The organism is Micromonospora sp. NBRC 101691 (assembly GCF_030269285.1).
Lineage (GTDB): Bacteria > Actinomycetota > Actinomycetes > Mycobacteriales > Micromonosporaceae > Micromonospora > Micromonospora echinospora.
This window is the reverse complement of sequence record NZ_BSTB01000015.1, coordinates 58,334-75,064: the sequence shown is the minus strand read 5'-3', so window position 1 is coordinate 75,064 and position 16,731 is coordinate 58,334. Positions and strand designations below refer to the sequence as shown.

The following is a 16,731-nucleotide window of genomic DNA, read 5'->3' as shown; positions in this document are numbered from 1 at the left end:
AGCTCACCGATCAGGAGACATCAGATGCCGCAGTACTTCCTCACCATCCCGCACGACACGGCTGAGGAGCCGACGATGGAGTCGATGCAGCAGATGGACCCGGCCGAACTGGAGGCCATGATGGCCGCCGTCGACCGCTTCAACTCGGCGCTGCAGGACTCGGGCGCCTTCGTGCACGCCGGTGGGCTTCACCCGCCGTCGACCGCGATCACCATCGACGCCACCGGCGGCGAGGCCAAGCGCGTACCCGGTCCCTTCGTCGAGGCCCGGGAGTACGTCGGCGGTTTCTGGATCATCAACGCCACCGACGAGGAAACCGCTGTGACCTGGGCGGAGCAGGCCTCCGCCGCGCTTCAGTCACGCATCGAGGTACGCGCGTTGCAGGAGGGCCCCGAGTAGACCTGCAACGACGACGTGGTCACCACGAGCATGGGCCGCGCCCGCGCCGGCAAACTGATCGCCGCGCTACCCGCTCGGGCATGGTGCCGGCTGTCGGCTGTCGGCCGGCGCTGGCGCGCACGGACCACGCGAGTACTGGTGGGCGCGGGTGCCGATCCGGATCTGCTGGCAGCCAGGCCGCGGGCACTGACTGCTCGCCCGGCGCAGCATCACCACCGGAGAGATTGCCTACAGGCCATCGAGGAGTGCTTCCAGGCCGCCAAGGGACAGGTCGGCCTCGACGACTACCAGGTGCGCCGCTACGACGCCTGGTACCGCCACATAACACTCGCTATGTGCGCCCACGCCTTCCTCGCCGTCACCGCCATTGGGGCGCAAAAGGGGGCACCGCCGACCGGGCCGGACTCGTCCCCCTCAGCCTCGCCGAGACTCGACGTCTCCTGGCACACCTGATCACCCGCAGACGAACCCGCGACCAGTTCAATCGATGGTCATGGTGGCGACGCCGTCACCAGTTTCGAGCCAGAACGAGCCACTACCAGGACGACGATCGAGCCCTTCGCCGCCCGCCGATACCGCGGCGGCTCGTCACTGGCCAGGGCCTTCTTCACGGTGTTGCGAGACATCCTCAACCGCCGTGCGATGGCCTGGATAGCCATACCCTCCGACCGCCGAAGCCGCCGGATCTCCGCCCAGTCCTCCACGCTCAGCACCTCCCGATGCTTCAGGAAGTGGTCCCGATTCAGCCGGAACCACGTGGTCAGTTTTCAGGCGGAACCGACAGAGGTGCTGGGCACGTTACCCGGCCGAGCGCAACAGGCTCTATGAACTGCTGCGACGGGCGACCAGCGGGGCATCGGTGACGTGCGTTGAGCCGGTCAGGGACGGCCGGGCCCCGGCTGCTGACCCGCGACGCGGGGGCCAGGCGGCCTCCGCCGGTCCGGCCCGGGTGGGCGGTCAGGGCTTGCGGGCGACCCCGCCGAGGATGGTGTGGTAGGTGTCGGTCTGCCGGGGGCCCCCGTCGCCGTCCGGGTGCCAGTCGGCGAGCGGGACCAGCCCGGGAGGCAGCAGTTCCAGGCCCCCGAAGAAGCCGGTGATCTCCTGACGGGTTCGCCACCGGCCGGTGCCCAGAGTTTCGTTGAAGACCTTCTCCACCGCCCGCGCCCGCCGTGAGACCTCGGGCTGAGCCTCACCGGGGTCGTGGAAGTGCGAGATCGCCAAGTAACTCCCGGCGGGCAGAGCGGCGGTGAGCCGGCGGGTGATGCCCGCTGGGTCGTCGTTGTCGTGCAGATGGTGCAGGATCGCCAGGAGCAACAGCCCGACCGGCTGGTCGAAGTCGATCAGTTTCCGGACCTCAGGGTGCGCCAGCAACTCCTCCGGCTGCCGGATATCGCCCCCGACCACGGTGGTGGTCCGGGCGTCCGCGAGCAGGACCCGACCGTGCGCAAGCGCCATCGGATCGTTGTCCACGTAGACCACCCGGGCGGTCCGGTCCACCTGATGGGCGATCTCGTGCACGTTGCCTTGGCTGGGGAGCCCTGAGCCGATGTCGAGGAACTGCCGGATGCCGGCCTCCGCGGCCAGGTACCGCACCGCTCGACGGAGGAAGGTTCGGCAGGCCCGAGCCGCTTCCGGGCCGTCCGGCGTCACCTGCAACGCCATCTGAGCCGCCTGCCGGTCGACCGCGAAGTTGTCCTTACCGCCCAGGTAGTAGTCGTAGATCCGGGCGATGCTGGGCCGGGTGGTGTCGACACCGGGCGCAGAAGCCTTTCTCGTCAACGCTTCGATCCTCCGTACGGGCATGGTCGTTGGCCGGCTGGCGCGGGCGACCACGGCAGGGGCGCCGAACCGACACCGGACCGGCCCACCACTGTGGACGCGCGTCCTGAGGGTAGATGAGCGTTGCCGGCCGAGCGATCCCGTGCCGCAGCCGGGCCGCGCGGCCGGACGACGACGCGTGCCCCGGTTCGGTGCCGCCGGCTGAGGGCCGGCGGCACCAACCGGATGACCACGGCCCGTCAGGCCTCGGGCGGCGTGGCAGTGGCGGCGATGATCAGAGACAGCTCGCGTACGAGGTCGTCCATGGACTGGCCGCTCTGTGCGCGCAGGAGTCCGAGGCCCAGGTCCGCCAGTAGGTAGAAGCCGAGGGTCTTGGCCTGCTCGGAGCCGAACGCGGCGAGGAGTTCCTCGGCACCGTCGAGGTCGCCGCGATGCTTGGCCGCGATGACCCCGGCGGCTCGTTGGACCAGCTCCGCCGCGGCCGGGGTGGTTCCGGTCACGCCGCTCAGATCTTCGGGGTGAACGCGCGGGCGGCGTCGAAGCGGGCGATCACGTCCGACCAGTTGACCAGGTTCCACAGCCGGTCGACGTAGTCCGGCCGCACGTTCTTGTACTGGAGGTAGTAGGCGTGCTCCCAGGCGTCGAAGACCAACAACGGCGTGGAACCCTGTCCCACGTTGCCGTGGTGGTCATACACCTGCTCCACGATCAACCGCTGGCTCAGCGGCTCCCACGCGAGCACACCCCAGCCGGAGCCCTGCACGCTCTTGGTGGCGGCGGAGAGCTGCCCGGCGAACGCGTCGAACGAGCCGAAGTGCTCGTCGATCGCGGCGGCCAGTTCTCCGTCGGGGCGGTCACCGCCGTCCGGCGAGAGGTTCCCCCAGAAGATCGTGTGCAGTACGTGCCCCGACAGGTTGAACGCGAACGTCTTCTCCAGGCCGACGAGCGTCGAGAAGTCCCCCTTCTCCCGCGCCTCGGCCAACTGCTCCAGGCCGTCGTTGGCGCCCTTGACGTACGCGGCGTGGTGCTTGTCGTGATGCAGCTCCAGGATCTGCCCCGACATCGCCGGCTCCAGTGCACCGTAGTCGTAGGGCAGGTCGGGCAGGGTGTAGATCGGCATCAGAACTCCTCGCGGCTACTGCCATGGCAATGCTATTGCCACTATCTTGCAACAGAGCGATGGGCGTGCGCTAAGGAGTGGCGATTGATCACATCGAAGGCCGACCGGGTAGCCGCCGCCGTGACGCAACTGCGTCGCGCAGGGCTGCGCAACACTGCCGCCCGGCGAGCAGTACTCGACCAACTCGCCGACGCGGTAGGCGACCGTGGGCACCTCACCGCGTCCGAGGTGCATTGCTCGTTGCTCACCCGTGGCCTGATGATCGAACTGTCGACGGCGCACCGGGTGCTACGGCAACTGGTCAACCTGGAGATCGCGTACACGGTCCCGGTCGGCAGGACGATCACCTTCGGGCTCGCCGACGACGCTCATCACCACGCCGCCTGCGGGAGGTCCGGCGAACTGCGGCAGCTTACGGCCGACCGGCTTGAATCATGACGCCCGCGACAGCCCTCGCCGGCTGTGCCGGTACGAGCACGAGTCCGCAGCCGGCCAGGAGGGAGCCGGTCGCCCAGCGCCGCCTATCCACTGTCTTCCTGGTCACGCCACGTCCTCCTCTCGGTCCGGTCGACAACGACCGACGCCACGAGGGCTATAGACGCGGGCGGAGCGGGAGGGCCGCCCCCGCCGGCCGCCGACAGGCCGACGACGGTCAGGACGACGGGTCGACGCCCGACGGGCGGGCGACCGGCGTCAGCCGGTAGACGGAGAACACGAAGTCCGGGCAGACCATCTGGCACGCGGTGCAGCCGGTGCAGCCCGGCGTCAGCTCCGGGAACCGGTAGCCCATCTCGTTGACCCCGGCCGACATCACCAGCACCTGGGGCGGGCAGGCCAGGACGCACAGGTCGCAGCCCTTGCACTTCTCGGTGTCGATGACCAGCGTGCCCCGGCTGGCCCGGACGGCGTCCTCCGGTGTGGTCACGCGCGGTCTCCTCTGGTCATCGCCGCGACGATGCCGAGCATCCGGTCGCGTTCTCCGGGTACGGGTGCCGGCTCGGGTCCGGCCGGGAAGACGCCGCGCCGCCGCAGCGCCCTCACCGCGTTCTCGGCGGTCATCGACACGTGGTCGAGACTCGCCACGGCGGCGGCCGCCGGGTCACCGGCGACCAGAGCGGCGTGCTCGCGGCGCAGCGCGGCCCGCTCGTCGTCCATGGCGTCCTCGATGGCGAACCGGGCCGCGACCGGCACCAGGCCACTGAAGGTACGCAGCAACGCCCGCAGGTGCGGGCCGGCGGCGGCGAGGTTGACCACCTTGCGGAACTCCCGGGCCAGCCGCTCGAACTCGTCCACCTGCTCGCACCCGGTCAGCGCCTCGACGAGCTTGTCGAGGGTCTCGCGCAGTCCCGCGTCGGTGGAGACGGCGGCCCGGCTGCTGGTCAGGGCGCTCAGCATGCCGTACAGCTCGAACGCCTCGCGGACCGTGCCGGCGTCGAAGGCGGCCACGAAGGCGCCCCGGTAGTGCGGCAGGCTGACCAGGCCGTCCCGTTCCAACTGCGCGAGTCCCTCCCGGACCGGGGCCCGGCTGACCTCGAGGGCGGCGGCGACCGCGTCGAGGTCGATCCGGTCCCCGCTGCGCAGGGTGCCGTCGAAGAGCAGCCCGAGGATGTGTTCGGCGACCGCCTCACCGGCCCTCGTCCGCACCAGTGGCGTCATGTGGTCAACTCCCCGAGTGGATAGCTCTGTTCCAGCGATCCGCCAAGATATCCGGGACCCTCGTTGGCGGGTACGAACCACCCGGTCGGGCACATGGTGAGGATCTCCACCAGGCTGAAGCCGTCCCCGGCGAGCTGCGTCTCGAAGGCCCGGCGCAGCATCCGCTTGGTCTGCGCCACCCCGCCGGCGGTGGAGACCGCGCCCCGGGCGACGTAGGCGCTGCCCTCCAGCCCGGCGACCAGGTCGGCGACCGGGATCGGGAAGCCGTGCGCCGCCGCGTCCCGGCCGGCAAGGCTGGTCTTGGTGCGCTGACCGAGCACCGTGGTCGCGGTGAGCTGGCCGCCGGTGTCCCCGAAGACCCCGTTGTTCAGCAGCACGCAGGTGATCCGTTCGCCCCGGGCGGCGGCGTGCAGCACCTCCTGGAGTCCCTCGTTGGCCATGTCGCCGTCGCCCTGCATGGTGAAGACGGCGCACCCGGGCCGGACCCGCTTGATGCCGGTGGCGCAGGAGGGCGCCCGGCCGTGCAGGCACTGGAGGACGTCGACGTCCATGATCCGGACGAAGCTGCCGTAGCAGCCGTGGCCGACCACCCCGATGGTCCGCTGCACGATGTCCAGCTCCTGCAACACCTCCAGCAGCAGCCGCAGCGCCACCGGTTCGCCGCAGCCCGGACAGAGCGAGTGCTCGCCGAGCAGCAGCGACGGTTTGGGGTCGGCGACCTTGCGGGCCGGCACCGTCGGCGGACCGGAGGTGTCGATGGTGATCTGTTCACGGGTCATGCGGCGGCACCTCCGGGGAGTGCGGCGAGGATGCGGTCCCGGATCACCGGGGCGTCCATCAGGTCGCCGTAGGCGAGACCGGACTCGGCGATGCTGACCCCGCCGACGAAGCGGACGACCGAGCGGTCAGCGGCGTGGATGCGGACGTCGTCGAGCATCTGTCCGGCGTTGAGTTCGAAGACGAGCACCCGGCGGGCGCCGGTGGTGGCGGCGGTCAGCGCCGCACCCGGGAAGGGCCAGAGCGTCACCGGCCGGAACCAGCCGATCCGGTGCCCCTCGGCGCGCAGCTCCTCGACCACGTACTCCACGAAGAGCGCCGCCGTGCCGAAGGCCACCACCACCGTCTCGGCGTCGTCGACGTACGCCTGGTCGTGCCGGGCCTCGGTGGCGGCGATGGCGTCGAACTTGTCGGCGATCGTCCGCCAGTGCCGGTCGGGGCCGGGGCCCGGGTCGGTGGCCTTGCCCATCGCCCAGGTCCAGACCTGGCGGGAACGGCCGGTGCCGCCGCCGGTGCCGTCGAGCACCCAGTCCCGGGCCGGCAGCGGACCGTGGTCCACCGGCTCCACCGTCACCGACACCCGGGTCTGGGCGATCAGCGGGTCGCCGTAGAGGATCACCGGCGCGCGGTGCCGCTCGGCGAGGTGGAAGAGGAGCTGGGTGTGCGCGACGGCCTCGGTGACGTCCTTCGGGGCGAGGGTGATCGTCCGGTAGTCGCCCCACCCGCCGCCCCGGGTGCACTGGAAGTAGTCCTGCTGGTTGCGGGCCATGTTGAAGACCACGAACGGGGTCTGGTTGAGCGCCGCCTCGGCGATGGTCTCCTGCATCAGGGCGATCCCCTGCCCGCACGAGCCGGTGGCGGCCCGGGTGCCGGCCGCCGCCGCGCCGAGCACCATGTTGACGCCCTCGATCTCGCTCTCCGCGTTGAGGCAGACGCCGCCCACCCCGGGCAGTTCGCGGGACATGCTCTCGAGCAGTCCGGTGAACGGGGACATGGGGTAGCCGGCGAAGAAGCGGCAGCCGGCGGCGATCGCCGCCGCCGCGATGGCGGCGCTGCCCTCCAGCAGCTCCCTCGTCACCAGAGCGCTCCGGCAGGTGTGCCGGCCGCGGCGGCGCCGGCGGCGAGCGCCCGCGCGTTGGCCGGGGCGTGCTGCCTGCGGTACGGCGGGAGCAGCTCGGTCATCGCCTCGACCAGGGCGGCCGGGTCGACCGTCCGGGTCACCGCGTTGTACGCCCCGAGCAGGACGAACCCGATGGCCTGGGGCGCGTCGACCGAGCGGGCCACGGCGGTGGCGTCCACCGGGTGCACTGTCATGTCGGGCAGGCTCGCCGGGTCGACGAGCGGGACGTTCACCACCGCCGGCCCACCGGGGCGCAGCCGGGCCAGCGCCGGCTCGCTGAACCGGTGGTGGACGACGATCGCCGACCAGGCGGCGGCGAGCACCGGCAGGCTGCGCAGCGGCGCGTCCCCGATCACCACTCCCGCGCGGGACGGACCGCCCCGCATCTCGCCACCGTAGTCGGCGGTGAGCATGGCGTAGCGGCCCTCGCGGGTGGCGGCGAGGGCGAGGGTCTTGGCGAGCAGTTGGATGCCCTGACCGCCGACCCCGGTGACCACGAGTTCCCGCTCCATGCGTCCTCCGATCGAGACCTTGACCTGGTTTGGATATTGAATACAAAATCTGACTGTCGGGCAAGGCCGCTCTCCGCCGCCCGGCGGAAGGGAGCAGGATGCGCGCCGCCGTACTGCACGGTTTCGGCGACCTACGGGTCGACGAGGTGCCCGACCCGCAGGTCGGGCCGGACGACGTGCTGATCGACGTCACCCGGGTACAACCGAGCGTCACCGAGTGCATGCTCGTCGCCGGTGCCCGGATCGCCCTGCACCGCAGGCTGGCCGAGGCGCTCGCCGCCGGACCGGTCCGCTTCGGGGGGCACGAGTTCTGCGGGGTGGTGGGCGCGGTCGGCGACCGGGTACGGCGGTACCGACCCGGCGACCGGGTCACCGCGGTGGAGACGCTCACCTGCGGCCACTGCGTGGCGTGCCGGCACGACCGGAGCGACGCGTGCGTCCGGCCGGAGTTCGTCGGTTTCACCCGCCCCGGCGCGCTGGCCGAACGGGTGGTGGTCCCGGAACGGGCCGTGGTGCCGGTGCCGGCCGGGGTCAGTGCCACCGCCGCGGCGGCCGTCCAGCCGCTCGCCGGGGCGCTGCACGCCCACGCGCTGGCCACGGTCGCGCCCGGCGAGACGGTGCTGGTGCTCGGTGCCGGGGTGATGGGGTTGCTGGCCGTCCAGGTCGCCCGACGCGGCAACGCCGGCCTGGTCGCGGTGAGCGGGCGCAACCCGGCCAAGCTCGCGCTGGCCCGCCGGTTCGGCGCCGATCTCGTCGTCGACGCGACGGGCACCGACGCGGACGGGACCGACCCGGTGCTGGCGGCGATCCTGGACGCGACCGGGGGCGTCGGCGCGGACGTGGTGATCGAGACCGCCGGCGGGTCGCCCCGGCTCGGCCTCTCCGGCGTGGCCACCCTCGACCTGGCCGCGCGCTGTGCCCGCCGGGGCGGCCGGGTGGTCGGCGTCTCGGTCCCGCCGGAGGACGTGCCCGCCCCCCTCGGGCTGTTCCGCGAGCGCGCGGTCTCCCTGCTGCACCCCCGCTCCGGAGCGGGCGGCTACTCCCCCTCCGGCAGCGTCTTCGCCCACGCGCTACGCCTGGTCGCCCGCGCCGACGTCGACGTGGAGTCCCTGGTCACGCACCACCTGACCGGCATCGACTCGATAGTCGAGGCGATCCGGATCACCAGTGACAAGGCCGCCCACGGCGCGATCAACCCGGCCCAGGTCCGCATCGGCGTCGACTGGGAGCGCTCGTGAACCTGCTGATCGGCGAGATCGTCCGGCTGGCCGCCCGGATGGTCCCGGACACCGTGGCGGCCACCCTCGCCGGTGACCGGATCACCTTCGGCGAGCTGGACCGGCAGGCGAACCGGACCGCCAACGCCCTCGCCGGGCTGGGGGTGCGGGCCGGCGACCGGGTGGCCTGGTCCACCGCGCCGACCCTGCGCACCCTCGACGCCTTCCTGGGCTGCGCCCGCCTCGGCGCGGTCTTCGTGCCGGTCAACCCGGCGCTCTCCGCCGCCGAGGCCGAGGCCGTGCTGGCGTACCTGGAACCCCGGCTGCTGGTGGTGGACCGGGACGTCGAGCCGCCGGGGGTGCCGCTGGCCCGGACCGGGGCGGCCGGCGGTGGGGTCGACCTCGACGAGCTGACCGCGCGGGCCCGGCCGAGCCCGCCGGCCGGGGCCGGGCGGCTGGCCGACACCGACCCGCACATCGTCTACCTGACCAGCGGCAGCACCGGCCGGCCGAAGGGCGCGCTGGTCAGCCACCGGGCCAGTTGGCTGCGCGCCGCACCGGGCGGCGGCACCTTCACCAGCGGGATCCGGGGCACCGGCGGGGTGCTGTGCAGCTTCCCGCTCTACCACTACGGCGGCTGGCACTACGTGCTGGAGGCGTGGCAGAACCGGACCGCCGTGCACCTGGTCCCCCGGGCCGACGCGGCCCGGCTCATCGACGTGGTGCACGCCGAACGACCGGCGGCGCTCTACTGCATCCCGGCGGTCTGGGAACGGCTACTCGACCCCGAGCACCGCCGGGCCGACCTCTCCTCGCTGCGGCACGCCGACACCGGCACCTCGGCCCTGCCGGCCGACCTGGTGGACCGGATCAAGCGCCGGCTGCCCGGCACCACCACGACCATCCTGTACGGCTCCACCGAGGCCGGTCGGATGGCCGCGCTCGCCGACGTGGACCTGGCCCGCAAGGCGGGCAGTGTCGGCCGGCCGGCCTTCCCCGGCGCGCTCTGGGTCGACGCGGGACCGGCCGGGGACGCCGGTCCGGGCGGCACCGCCGTCGGGCGGGTCGGTGAGGTGCTGGTCACCGGACCGGCGCTGATGTCGGGCTACCACCGGCTGCCGGCGGAGACGGCGGCGGCCCTGCCGGAAAGCGTCTACCGCTCCGGTGACCTGGGCCGTCTCGACGAGGAGGGTTACCTGTACCTGACCGGCCGGCTCCGGGAGGTGATCCGCACCGGGGGCGAGTCGGTCGCCCCGGTCGAGGTGGAGACCGCCCTGCGCGGGCTGGCCGGCGTCGTCGACCTGGCCGTGGTCGGCCTGCCCGACGACCGCTGGGGCGAGGTGGTCTGCGCGGTGCTGGTCCTGGCCCACGGCGCGCCCCACCCGGACGTCGAGACGGTACGCGCGCACGTCGCCGGTCGGCTGGCCGGCTTCAAGCAGCCCCGCCGGGTGGTCGTCCTGCCGGCCATCCCGCGTACCACGGCCACCGGGCAGGTGCAGCGGTCCCGCATCCGGGCGGCGCTGGCCGGCGGCCCGGACCTGCGCGGCTGACCCGGCCGGGTCAGCCAACGCGGAACGGGCACGGACGCCGGCCGGCACCGGGCTTGGTCAGCCGGCCCCGGGCCAGCCGGTGCGGGACGGAGCGCGGACCAGCCGGTCCGGATCAGCCGGCGCGGGACGGAGCGCGGATCAGCCGGTCCGGAACCGGGCCCGCAGTTCCGCCTTGGCGATCTTGCCGCCGGAGCCCCGGGGCAGCTCGTCGACGAGTTCCAGCCGCTCGGGCCAGTTCTCCGGGGAGACGCCCCGCTCGGCCAGGTGGGCCCGGAGGTCGTCCAGGTCGAGGGTGGCACCGGGGTGCGGCACCACCACCGCGCAGACCCGTTCGCCGTACGTCGGGTCGGGCACCGCCACCGCCGCCACCAGCGCGACGGCGGGGTGCGAGCCGACCTGGTCCTCGACCGCCGCCGCGCTGACGTTCTTCCCGCCCCGGATGATGAAGTCCTGCTTGCGGTCGACCACCCGCAGGTAGCCGTCCGGGTCGACGGTGCAGATGTCGCCGGTCAGCATCCAGCCGTCCGGGGTGAAGAGCCGCTCGTTCGCCGCCGGGTCGGCGAAGTAGCCGAGGCAGGTGGCCGGACCGGCGCAGGCCGCCTGCCCGGGTCCACCGGTGGCGGTGACGTCGGTGCCGTCCTCGGCGAAGAGCCGGACGTCCATCTCGTCGATCAGCCGGCCGGCGGTGCGCAGTCGGGCGTCCGGGCCGTCCTCGGTGGTGGTCCGGGAGAGCGCCCCGGTCTCGTTGGAGCCGAAGAACTGGAGGACCTGGGCACCGGTACGGCGCTCGAAGTCGACCGCCCGCTCGAAGGGCACCGCCTCACCGCCGGTGAACATGCACCGCAGCGAGCTGAGGTCGTACCGGTCCGGTTCGGCGTTGAGCATCATGATGAACTGCGTGCTCACGCAGCAGAGCACGGTGACCCGTTCCCGTTCGATCAGCTCCAGCGCGCCGGTGGCGCTGAACCGGGGCATCACCACCGTCGGCGCGCCGAGCAGCGTCGGGGTGAAGTTGGCCGTCCACTGGGCGAAGCCGTACGGGGCGGGGATCAGGGTGAGGAAGACGTCGTCGCCGGTGAGCGCGCCCGCCTCGACGGCGAGCCGGTGGTAGTACATCCACCGGTTCTGGTTGTGCACCACGCACTTGGGCATGCCGGTGGTGCCGGAGGTGCCGTTGAGCAGGTGGATCTCGCCGAGTCGCAGGCTCCGGCCGGCGATCGCCGCCCGTTCCGCGTCGGTCGGCGCGGACCAGCCGGCAGCCGCGACGTCGCACGGCAGCTCCAGCCGGACGGCCAACGGCAGCCCCTCGACCAGCGCGGCGACCGGCTCGCCCCGGTGCTCGGCGTGACTGACCAGCGCGGTGGCCCCGCTGGTGGTGAGCAGGTGCCGCACCTCCAGCCGGCCGGCGCGCGGGCCGATCGCCACCACCACGACGCCGGCCTTCAGCGCGGCCAGGTACGCCACGTGCACCGCCACCCCGTCCGGCAGGAGCACGCCGACCCGCTCGCCCCGGGCGAGCCCGTGGCGCAACAGGACGGCGGCGAGCCGGTCGGAGAGGTCGTCGAGTCCCCGCCAGGTGACCCGGTCGTCCCCGGCGGCGACGAAGGCCGGCCGGTCGCCGATCGTGGTGGCGTGCCGGCGTACCCGGTCGACAAGGGTGTCGTCGCCCCAGCGGCCCACCTCGGCCAGCCGCCGCGCCACGTAACGTTCGTGGGCGCTGCCCGGGGCCGGGGCCGTGCCGGGTGGAAAGAGAGCCGGAACCTCGTCGAGCTGCACTGTCCCCCCTACCAACCAAGCGCTTGTTTGTGGCATTCTGGGTCGGACGGCCGAGACGTGTCAAGGAGACGGCATGCGGATCTGGCGGAGCTCGCAAGCAACCGACCTGTTGACCGTCGCCGTCGCCCCCGGCGACCGGACCCGCCGGTCGTTCGACGTGGGCGCGGAGATGCTCACCGGACACGTGCCCGGCGCCCCCTCGGTGCTCTCCACCCCGGCCCTGATCCGGATCCTGGAGGACACCGCCGCCGACGTGCTGCGGCCCCGCTTCGCGCCGGGCGCCGCCTCGGTGGGCACCTGGATCGGCGTGCACCACCGGGCCCCGGCGGTGGCCGGCGAGCAGGTGGACGTGGTGGCGACGGTGGCCACGGTGACCGGCCGACGGATCACCTTCGACGTGACCGCCTCGGTCGGCGACCGCACCATCGGCGACGGCCAGGTCACCCAGACCCTGATCCGGGCCACCGGCGCCTGACCCGGCGGGCCGAACGGAACCGGCGGGCCGGGCAAGCCATGAGCCCCGGGGGACCAGACGGAACCGGCGCCCCCGGGGTGCAGCGGTCAGAGCAGCGCCCGCAGGGCCGCCTTGTCCACCTTGCCACCCGTGCCCAGCGGGAGCGACGCCAACTCGACAAGCCGTTCCGGCCAGTTGACCTTGGAGACCCCGGTGGCGTCCAGGTGGACCCGCAGCTCGTCCAGGGTCAGGCCGCCGCCCTCGCGGGTCACCACGAAGGCGCAGACCCGCTCCCCCAGCACCTCGTCGGGCACGCCGACCACGGCGACCTGGGCCACCCGGGGATGCCCGCCGACCGCCTCCTCGACCATCGGTGCGCTGACGTTGTGCCCGCCCCGGATGATGAAGTCCGCCGTCCGGCCGGTCACCAAGAGGTAGCCGTCGTCGTCGAGTCGTCCCAGGTCGCCGGTGCGCAGCCAGCCGTCCGGCCGGAACAGCAGCCGGTTGGCCTCCTCGTCCCGGAAGTAGCCGGAGGAGCAGCCGGGGCCGTTCACCGCCACCTGCCCCGGCCCGTCGGACACCTGATCGCCGTCCGGGCCGAGCAGCCGCAGCCGCATCGCCGGCACCGGCCGCCCGGCGGTGCCCAACCGCGCCGTCGGGGAATCGTCCACCCGGGTCACCGAGATCGGACCGGCCTCGTTGGAGCCGTAGAACTGGAGCACCCGGCAACCGGTCCGTTCCTCGAACTCCGCCGCCCGGTGCGCGGGCACCCGCTCGCCCCCGGTGAAGAGCACCCGCAGCGAACCGAGATCCCGCCGGGCGAACGACCCGTGGTTCAACAGCATGATGAACTGGCTGGTCACGGCGGCCAGCACGGTGACCCGGTGGCGCTCGATCGCGTCGAGCGTCGCACCCGGGTCGAACTCGGCGGTCAGCACGGTGGGGAACCCGTACCGGGCGGGCACGACGTGCGCGCTCCACAGCCCGAAGGCGTACGGGGCGGGCAGCGCGCTGAGCACCACCTCGTCCGGCCCGAACGCGCCCGCGTCGGCGGCGAGGGCGGCGAAGTACTTGCGCACGTTCATGCTCTGCCGCACGCACTTGGGTCGCCCCGTGGTGCCCGACGTGGAGTTGAGGAAGAACAGGTCGTCCGGACCGAGGCCCCGGCCGGCGAGCAGCTCGACGGCGGCCGGCACCTCCGGCACCGGCAGCGGTACGCCGGCGCGGCTCAGCACCGGCACCCCGTCCACCAGGTCCACCTCGAGGTGGGCGGGCGCACCTGTCGACCGGGCGATCTCCGCCGCCGGTCGTCCCCGGTGCGTGGCCCGGCTGACCAGCGCGACCGCGCCGGTGTGCCGCAGCAGGTGGCCGATCTCGGCGTCCCCGGCCCGGGGACCGAGTCCCACGGTCACCAGACCGGCCCGCTGCGCGGCCAGGTACGCCACGTGGGTGAGCGCGCCGCCGGTGAGCAGCACCGCCACCGGCTGCCCCGGCGTCCACCCGGCGAGCACGTACGCCCCGGCCAGCCGGGTCGCCGCCGCGTCGTACCCCTGCCAGGTGAGCGTCCCCTCGGGGGCGTGGAACGCCACCGCGTCCGGCGTGGTGGCGGCGTTGCGGGCCACCAGGTCGGAGATCGTGTCGGCGTCCCAGGAACCGTCGGCGTAGTACCGCTCGATCGTCGTCGCGGAGAACTCAGACACCTGCCCCACCGTCCATTCGCAGTACCGCGCCGGTGGCGAACCTCGCCTCCGACGATCCGAGATAGGCGATCGCCCCGGCGATCTCCTCGGGCCGGGACACCGGTGGGTCCACCAGTGCCCGACCGTGTGCCAGCAGCCTCGGGTCCGCCCCCGGCACCGGCGTCAGGTTCCGGGTCATCCCGGTGTCGATCGAGCCGGGGCAGACGCAGGCGACCCGCACCCCGAGCGGGGCGTACTCGACCGCGAGGGCCCGGGTCAGCCCGACCACCCCGGCCTTGGCCGCCGAGTACCCGGCGCTGTAGCGGTAGCCGCGCACGCCGGCCAGCGAGGAGACGGTGACCAGCGCGCCACGCGCCGCGCCCAGGTGCGGCAGGGCCGCCCGCGCGGTCAGGAAGGTGCCGGTCAGGTTCACCGCGAGCAGCCGCTCCCACTCGGCGAGCGGGACCTCCGTGGTGTGCCCGAAGGAGGCCACCCCGGCGGCGGTCACCACGAGGTCCAGTCCGCCGCCCCAGGTGACCACCCGGTCCACCGCCGCGCCGAGGGCGACCTCGTCCCGGACGTCGACGGCGAGCGCCAGACCGGCCGCGCCCAGACCGGCGTCGTCGCTGTCCAGGTCCAGGCAGGCCACCCGGGCGCCCTCGGCGGCCAGCCGGCGGGCGGTGGCCCGGCCCAGCCCACCGGCGGCCCCGGTGACCAGTGCGACCCGGCCCTCGTACCGGCCGTTCACCGCTGGGCCGCACCGCCGTCGGGCGGCGCGTCCTCCGCCGAACCGCTCGCCGACGGTCGCGGTTCGGTGGCCCGGGCGGCGTCCCGCATCGACCGCGCGTCGTGCCCGGCGAGGGAGTCCACACCGACCTCGGCGTTGTGCGCGTGCGCCAGGTGGTGCAGGCCGAAGGCGGCGTCCATCCCGGCGCGCAGCCCCATCAGGTCCTCGGCCTGGTTGACCGCCTTCTTGGTCAGCGCCAGCCCCAGCCGGGGCAGGGTGGCGATCCGCTCGGCGATGTCCCGGGTGGTGTCGGCCAGCCCGTCCCGGGGCACCACCCGGTTGACCATGCCCAGTTCGAGCGCCCGCGCGGCGGACACCCGCTCGCCGAGGAAGAGAAACTCCTTCGCAAACCGGGGCCCCATCACCCACGGGTGGGCGAAGTACTCCACACCCGGGATGCCCATCCGCACCACCGGGTCGGCGAAGAACGCGTCGTCGGCGGCCACCACCAGGTCGCAGCACCAGGCGAGCATCAGCCCACCGGCGACGCAGGCCCCCTGCACGGCGGCGATCGTCGGCTTGGGGATCTCCCGCCACCGCCGGCACATGCCCAGGTAGACCTCGGACTCCCGGGCGAAGCGGCTCTCCGCGCCGGCCTTGCCGACGTGGTCCCACCACAGCCCGGCCCGCCGGGGAAAGGAACGGTCGACGTCCCGGCCCGGAGTGCCGATGTCGTGCCCGGCGGAGAAGTGCTCACCGGCGCCGGCCAGCACGATCACCTTGACGTCGTCGTCGTCGACGGCCCGGCCGAAGGCGTCGTCCAACGCGTAGGTCATCGCCGAGTTCTGCGCGTTGCGGTAACGCGGTCGGTTCATGGTGACCGTCGCCACCGGGCCGTCGACCCGGTAGCGGACCACCTCCTCCCCGTCCGGCGTGGATGGGTTCGCGGTCATGTCGGCACCGCCTCGAGGTCGAGCGCCCCGGCCAGCCGGTCCAGGTGCGCGTCCGGGTCGCACCGGGCGGCCACCGCCCAGGTGCGCTTGGCGTACAGGTGCAGGTCGTACTCGACGGTGTAGCCGATCGCGCCGTGGCACTGGATCGCCGTCCGGGCCATCGTCCGGGCCGCGTCGACGGCCAGCAGCACGGCCGCCGACACGTCGGCGTCGCGTTCCGGGGTACGGCGGGCCACCGACCAGGCGGCGGCGCGCACCGTGGGAACGGCCAGTTCCAGGCGGAGCAACGCCTCGGCGAGGTGATGCTTGACCGCCTGGAAGCTGCCCACCGGCACGCCGAACTGGCGGCGCTGCCCGACGTACCCGACGGTCAGGTCGAGCATCCGGCGGGCCAGCCCGACGAGCTGGGCGGCGTCGGCCAGGTCGGTGCGGAGCCGGCTCACCGCCAGCAGCTCCGGGTCGGTGGTGAGCAGGTCACCGGGATCGTCGCAGCGGATCAGGGCCCGTGACCCGTCCACGGTGGGCAGCACCGCGCCGGTGGGCGCGGGGGCGAGCCGGGCCGCCGTGCCGGTGAGGGTCAGCACCAGGTCGGCGCGGCCACCGTACGGCGCGAGACCGTCCGGGCCGGTGACGGTGACCCGGACCCGGCCGGCGACCACGTCCGGCAGGCGGGGGTGGTCGACGGCGGCCAGCAGCGGGGCCGCGACCAGCACGTGCTCGGCGACCGGCAGCGGGACCGCAGCGCGGCCGACCTCCTCCAGCAGGGCCACCAGGTCGGTCTCGTCCAGCCCGAGGCCGCCGGCCGGCTCCGGCACCAGGGCGGCCGGCAGGTCCAGCTCCACGAGTGCCGCCCAGAGCCGGTCGACGCCGGCCGGGTCGCCGTCGGGCCAGGCGGACCGGAGCACCGCCGGTGGGCACTGTGCGGTGAGCAGTTCCCGGACCGCGTCCCGGAACGCCACCTGCTCCTCGGAGAGGGCGAACTGCATGGGGTCTCCTCGACGACGGTGGCGGG

Annotated in this window: 17 protein-coding genes and 3 pseudogenes; 6 read left to right on the top strand and 14 right to left on the bottom strand. The window is 73.5% G+C overall.

Annotated features, from left to right (window positions below; genetic code table 11):
- Positions 1–24 precede the first annotated feature (24 nt).
- On the top strand, positions 25–399 hold the full coding sequence (locus tag QSK20_RS21865; protein WP_285790461.1) for a YciI family protein: 375 nt from the start codon (positions 25–27) through the stop codon (positions 397–399).
- 3 nt (positions 400–402) lie between these two features.
- Positions 403–852 (top strand): annotated as a pseudogene (locus QSK20_RS21860) (IS701 family transposase); the annotation flags it as partial.
- A 92-nt stretch (positions 853–944) separates the two neighbouring features.
- On the opposite strand, the pseudogene QSK20_RS21855 reads toward QSK20_RS21860, so the two are convergent.
- The 4 genes and pseudogenes from QSK20_RS21855 to QSK20_RS21840 all read right to left on the bottom strand — a co-directional run.
- Positions 945–1,112, bottom strand: a pseudogene (locus QSK20_RS21855) (helix-turn-helix domain-containing protein); the annotation flags it as partial.
- A 244-nt stretch (positions 1,113–1,356) separates the two neighbouring features.
- Positions 1,357–2,178, bottom strand: coding sequence for an SAM-dependent methyltransferase (locus QSK20_RS21850; RefSeq protein ID WP_285790460.1), 822 nt, complete (start codon positions 2,176–2,178; stop codon positions 1,357–1,359).
- 239 nt (positions 2,179–2,417) lie between these two features.
- Complete coding sequence (locus tag QSK20_RS21845) at positions 2,418–2,678, bottom strand: superoxide dismutase (RefSeq protein WP_285790459.1); 261 nt, start codon at positions 2,676–2,678, stop codon at positions 2,418–2,420.
- A gap of 5 nt (positions 2,679–2,683) precedes the next feature.
- Complete coding sequence (locus QSK20_RS21840; RefSeq protein ID WP_285790458.1) at positions 2,684–3,298, bottom strand: superoxide dismutase; 615 nt, start codon at positions 3,296–3,298, stop codon at positions 2,684–2,686.
- An 84-nt stretch (positions 3,299–3,382) separates the two neighbouring features.
- On the opposite strand from QSK20_RS21840, the gene QSK20_RS21835 reads away from it, so the two are divergent.
- Positions 3,383–3,736: a transcriptional repressor gene (locus QSK20_RS21835; protein WP_285790457.1), complete on the top strand. Its 354-nt coding sequence runs from the start codon at positions 3,383–3,385 to the stop codon at positions 3,734–3,736.
- Between the two features lie 214 nt (positions 3,737–3,950).
- Here the strand turns inward: QSK20_RS21835 and QSK20_RS21830 are convergent, their stop codons facing one another.
- The 5 genes from QSK20_RS21830 to QSK20_RS21810 are packed head-to-tail and all read right to left on the bottom strand — an operon-like array spanning position 3,951 to position 7,363.
- Positions 3,951–4,223 carry a 4Fe-4S dicluster domain-containing protein gene (locus QSK20_RS21830; protein WP_285790456.1) on the bottom strand — a complete coding sequence of 91 codons (273 nt, stop codon included), beginning with the start codon at positions 4,221–4,223 and terminating at the stop codon, positions 3,951–3,953.
- Positions 4,220–4,954: a GntR family transcriptional regulator gene (locus tag QSK20_RS21825; protein ID WP_285790455.1), complete on the bottom strand. Its 735-nt coding sequence runs from the start codon at positions 4,952–4,954 to the stop codon at positions 4,220–4,222. Before QSK20_RS21825 ends, QSK20_RS21830 begins: the two co-directional genes overlap by 4 nt.
- Complete coding sequence (locus tag QSK20_RS21820) at positions 4,951–5,733, bottom strand: thiamine pyrophosphate-dependent enzyme (RefSeq protein ID WP_285790454.1); 783 nt, start codon at positions 5,731–5,733, stop codon at positions 4,951–4,953. Before QSK20_RS21820 ends, QSK20_RS21825 begins: the two co-directional genes overlap by 4 nt.
- Positions 5,730–6,809, bottom strand: a complete 1,080-nt coding sequence (locus QSK20_RS21815; RefSeq protein ID WP_285790453.1) for a hypothetical protein — start codon at positions 6,807–6,809, stop codon at positions 5,730–5,732. Before QSK20_RS21815 ends, QSK20_RS21820 begins: the two co-directional genes overlap by 4 nt.
- Positions 6,806–7,363 (bottom strand): 2-oxoacid:ferredoxin oxidoreductase subunit gamma family protein, encoded by a 558-nt coding sequence (locus tag QSK20_RS21810; protein ID WP_285790452.1) that lies wholly within the window; start codon positions 7,361–7,363, stop codon positions 6,806–6,808. Before QSK20_RS21810 ends, QSK20_RS21815 begins: the two co-directional genes overlap by 4 nt.
- 98 nt (positions 7,364–7,461) lie before the next feature.
- On the opposite strand from QSK20_RS21810, the gene QSK20_RS21805 reads away from it, so the two are divergent.
- Both QSK20_RS21805 and QSK20_RS21800 read left to right on the top strand, forming a co-directional pair.
- The gene (locus QSK20_RS21805) at positions 7,462–8,601 is read left to right on the top strand and encodes a zinc-dependent alcohol dehydrogenase (protein ID WP_285790451.1); all 1,140 of its coding nucleotides are present in this window, start codon (positions 7,462–7,464) and stop codon (positions 8,599–8,601) included.
- Positions 8,598–10,130 carry a class I adenylate-forming enzyme family protein gene (locus QSK20_RS21800; RefSeq protein ID WP_285790450.1) on the top strand — a complete coding sequence of 511 codons (1,533 nt, stop codon included), beginning with the start codon at positions 8,598–8,600 and terminating at the stop codon, positions 10,128–10,130. The genes QSK20_RS21805 and QSK20_RS21800 overlap by 4 nt, the downstream gene beginning before the upstream one ends.
- A gap of 138 nt (positions 10,131–10,268) precedes the next feature.
- Here the strand turns inward: QSK20_RS21800 and QSK20_RS21795 are convergent, their stop codons facing one another.
- A complete protein-coding gene (locus QSK20_RS21795) occupies positions 10,269–11,906 on the bottom strand; it encodes a class I adenylate-forming enzyme family protein (RefSeq protein WP_285790449.1) in 1,638 nt (545 codons plus the stop codon).
- A gap of 73 nt (positions 11,907–11,979) precedes the next feature.
- Here QSK20_RS21795 and QSK20_RS21790 point away from each other — a divergent pair, with 73 nt between their 5' ends.
- Positions 11,980–12,381, top strand: coding sequence for a thioesterase family protein (locus QSK20_RS21790; protein WP_285790448.1), 402 nt, complete (start codon positions 11,980–11,982; stop codon positions 12,379–12,381).
- A gap of 86 nt (positions 12,382–12,467) precedes the next feature.
- Here QSK20_RS21790 and QSK20_RS21785 read toward each other — a convergent pair whose 3' ends face one another.
- The 4 genes and pseudogenes from QSK20_RS21785 to QSK20_RS21770 all read right to left on the bottom strand — a co-directional run bounded on the left by QSK20_RS21785 (position 12,468) and on the right by QSK20_RS21770 (position 16,705).
- Positions 12,468–14,060, bottom strand: coding sequence for a class I adenylate-forming enzyme family protein (locus tag QSK20_RS21785; protein ID WP_285790447.1), 1,593 nt, complete (start codon positions 14,058–14,060; stop codon positions 12,468–12,470).
- Positions 14,053–14,787, bottom strand: a complete 735-nt coding sequence (locus tag QSK20_RS21780; RefSeq protein WP_285790446.1) for an SDR family NAD(P)-dependent oxidoreductase — start codon at positions 14,785–14,787, stop codon at positions 14,053–14,055. Before QSK20_RS21780 ends, QSK20_RS21785 begins: the two co-directional genes overlap by 8 nt.
- Positions 14,788–14,855: 68 nt before the next feature.
- A pseudogene (locus tag QSK20_RS21775) lies at positions 14,856–15,719 on the bottom strand (enoyl-CoA hydratase); the annotation flags it as partial.
- Positions 15,716–16,705 (bottom strand): acyl-CoA dehydrogenase family protein, encoded by a 990-nt coding sequence (locus QSK20_RS21770; protein WP_285790445.1) that lies wholly within the window; start codon positions 16,703–16,705, stop codon positions 15,716–15,718. The pseudogene QSK20_RS21775 and the gene QSK20_RS21770, both read right to left, overlap by 4 nt.
- Between the last annotated feature and the right edge of the window lie 26 nt (positions 16,706–16,731).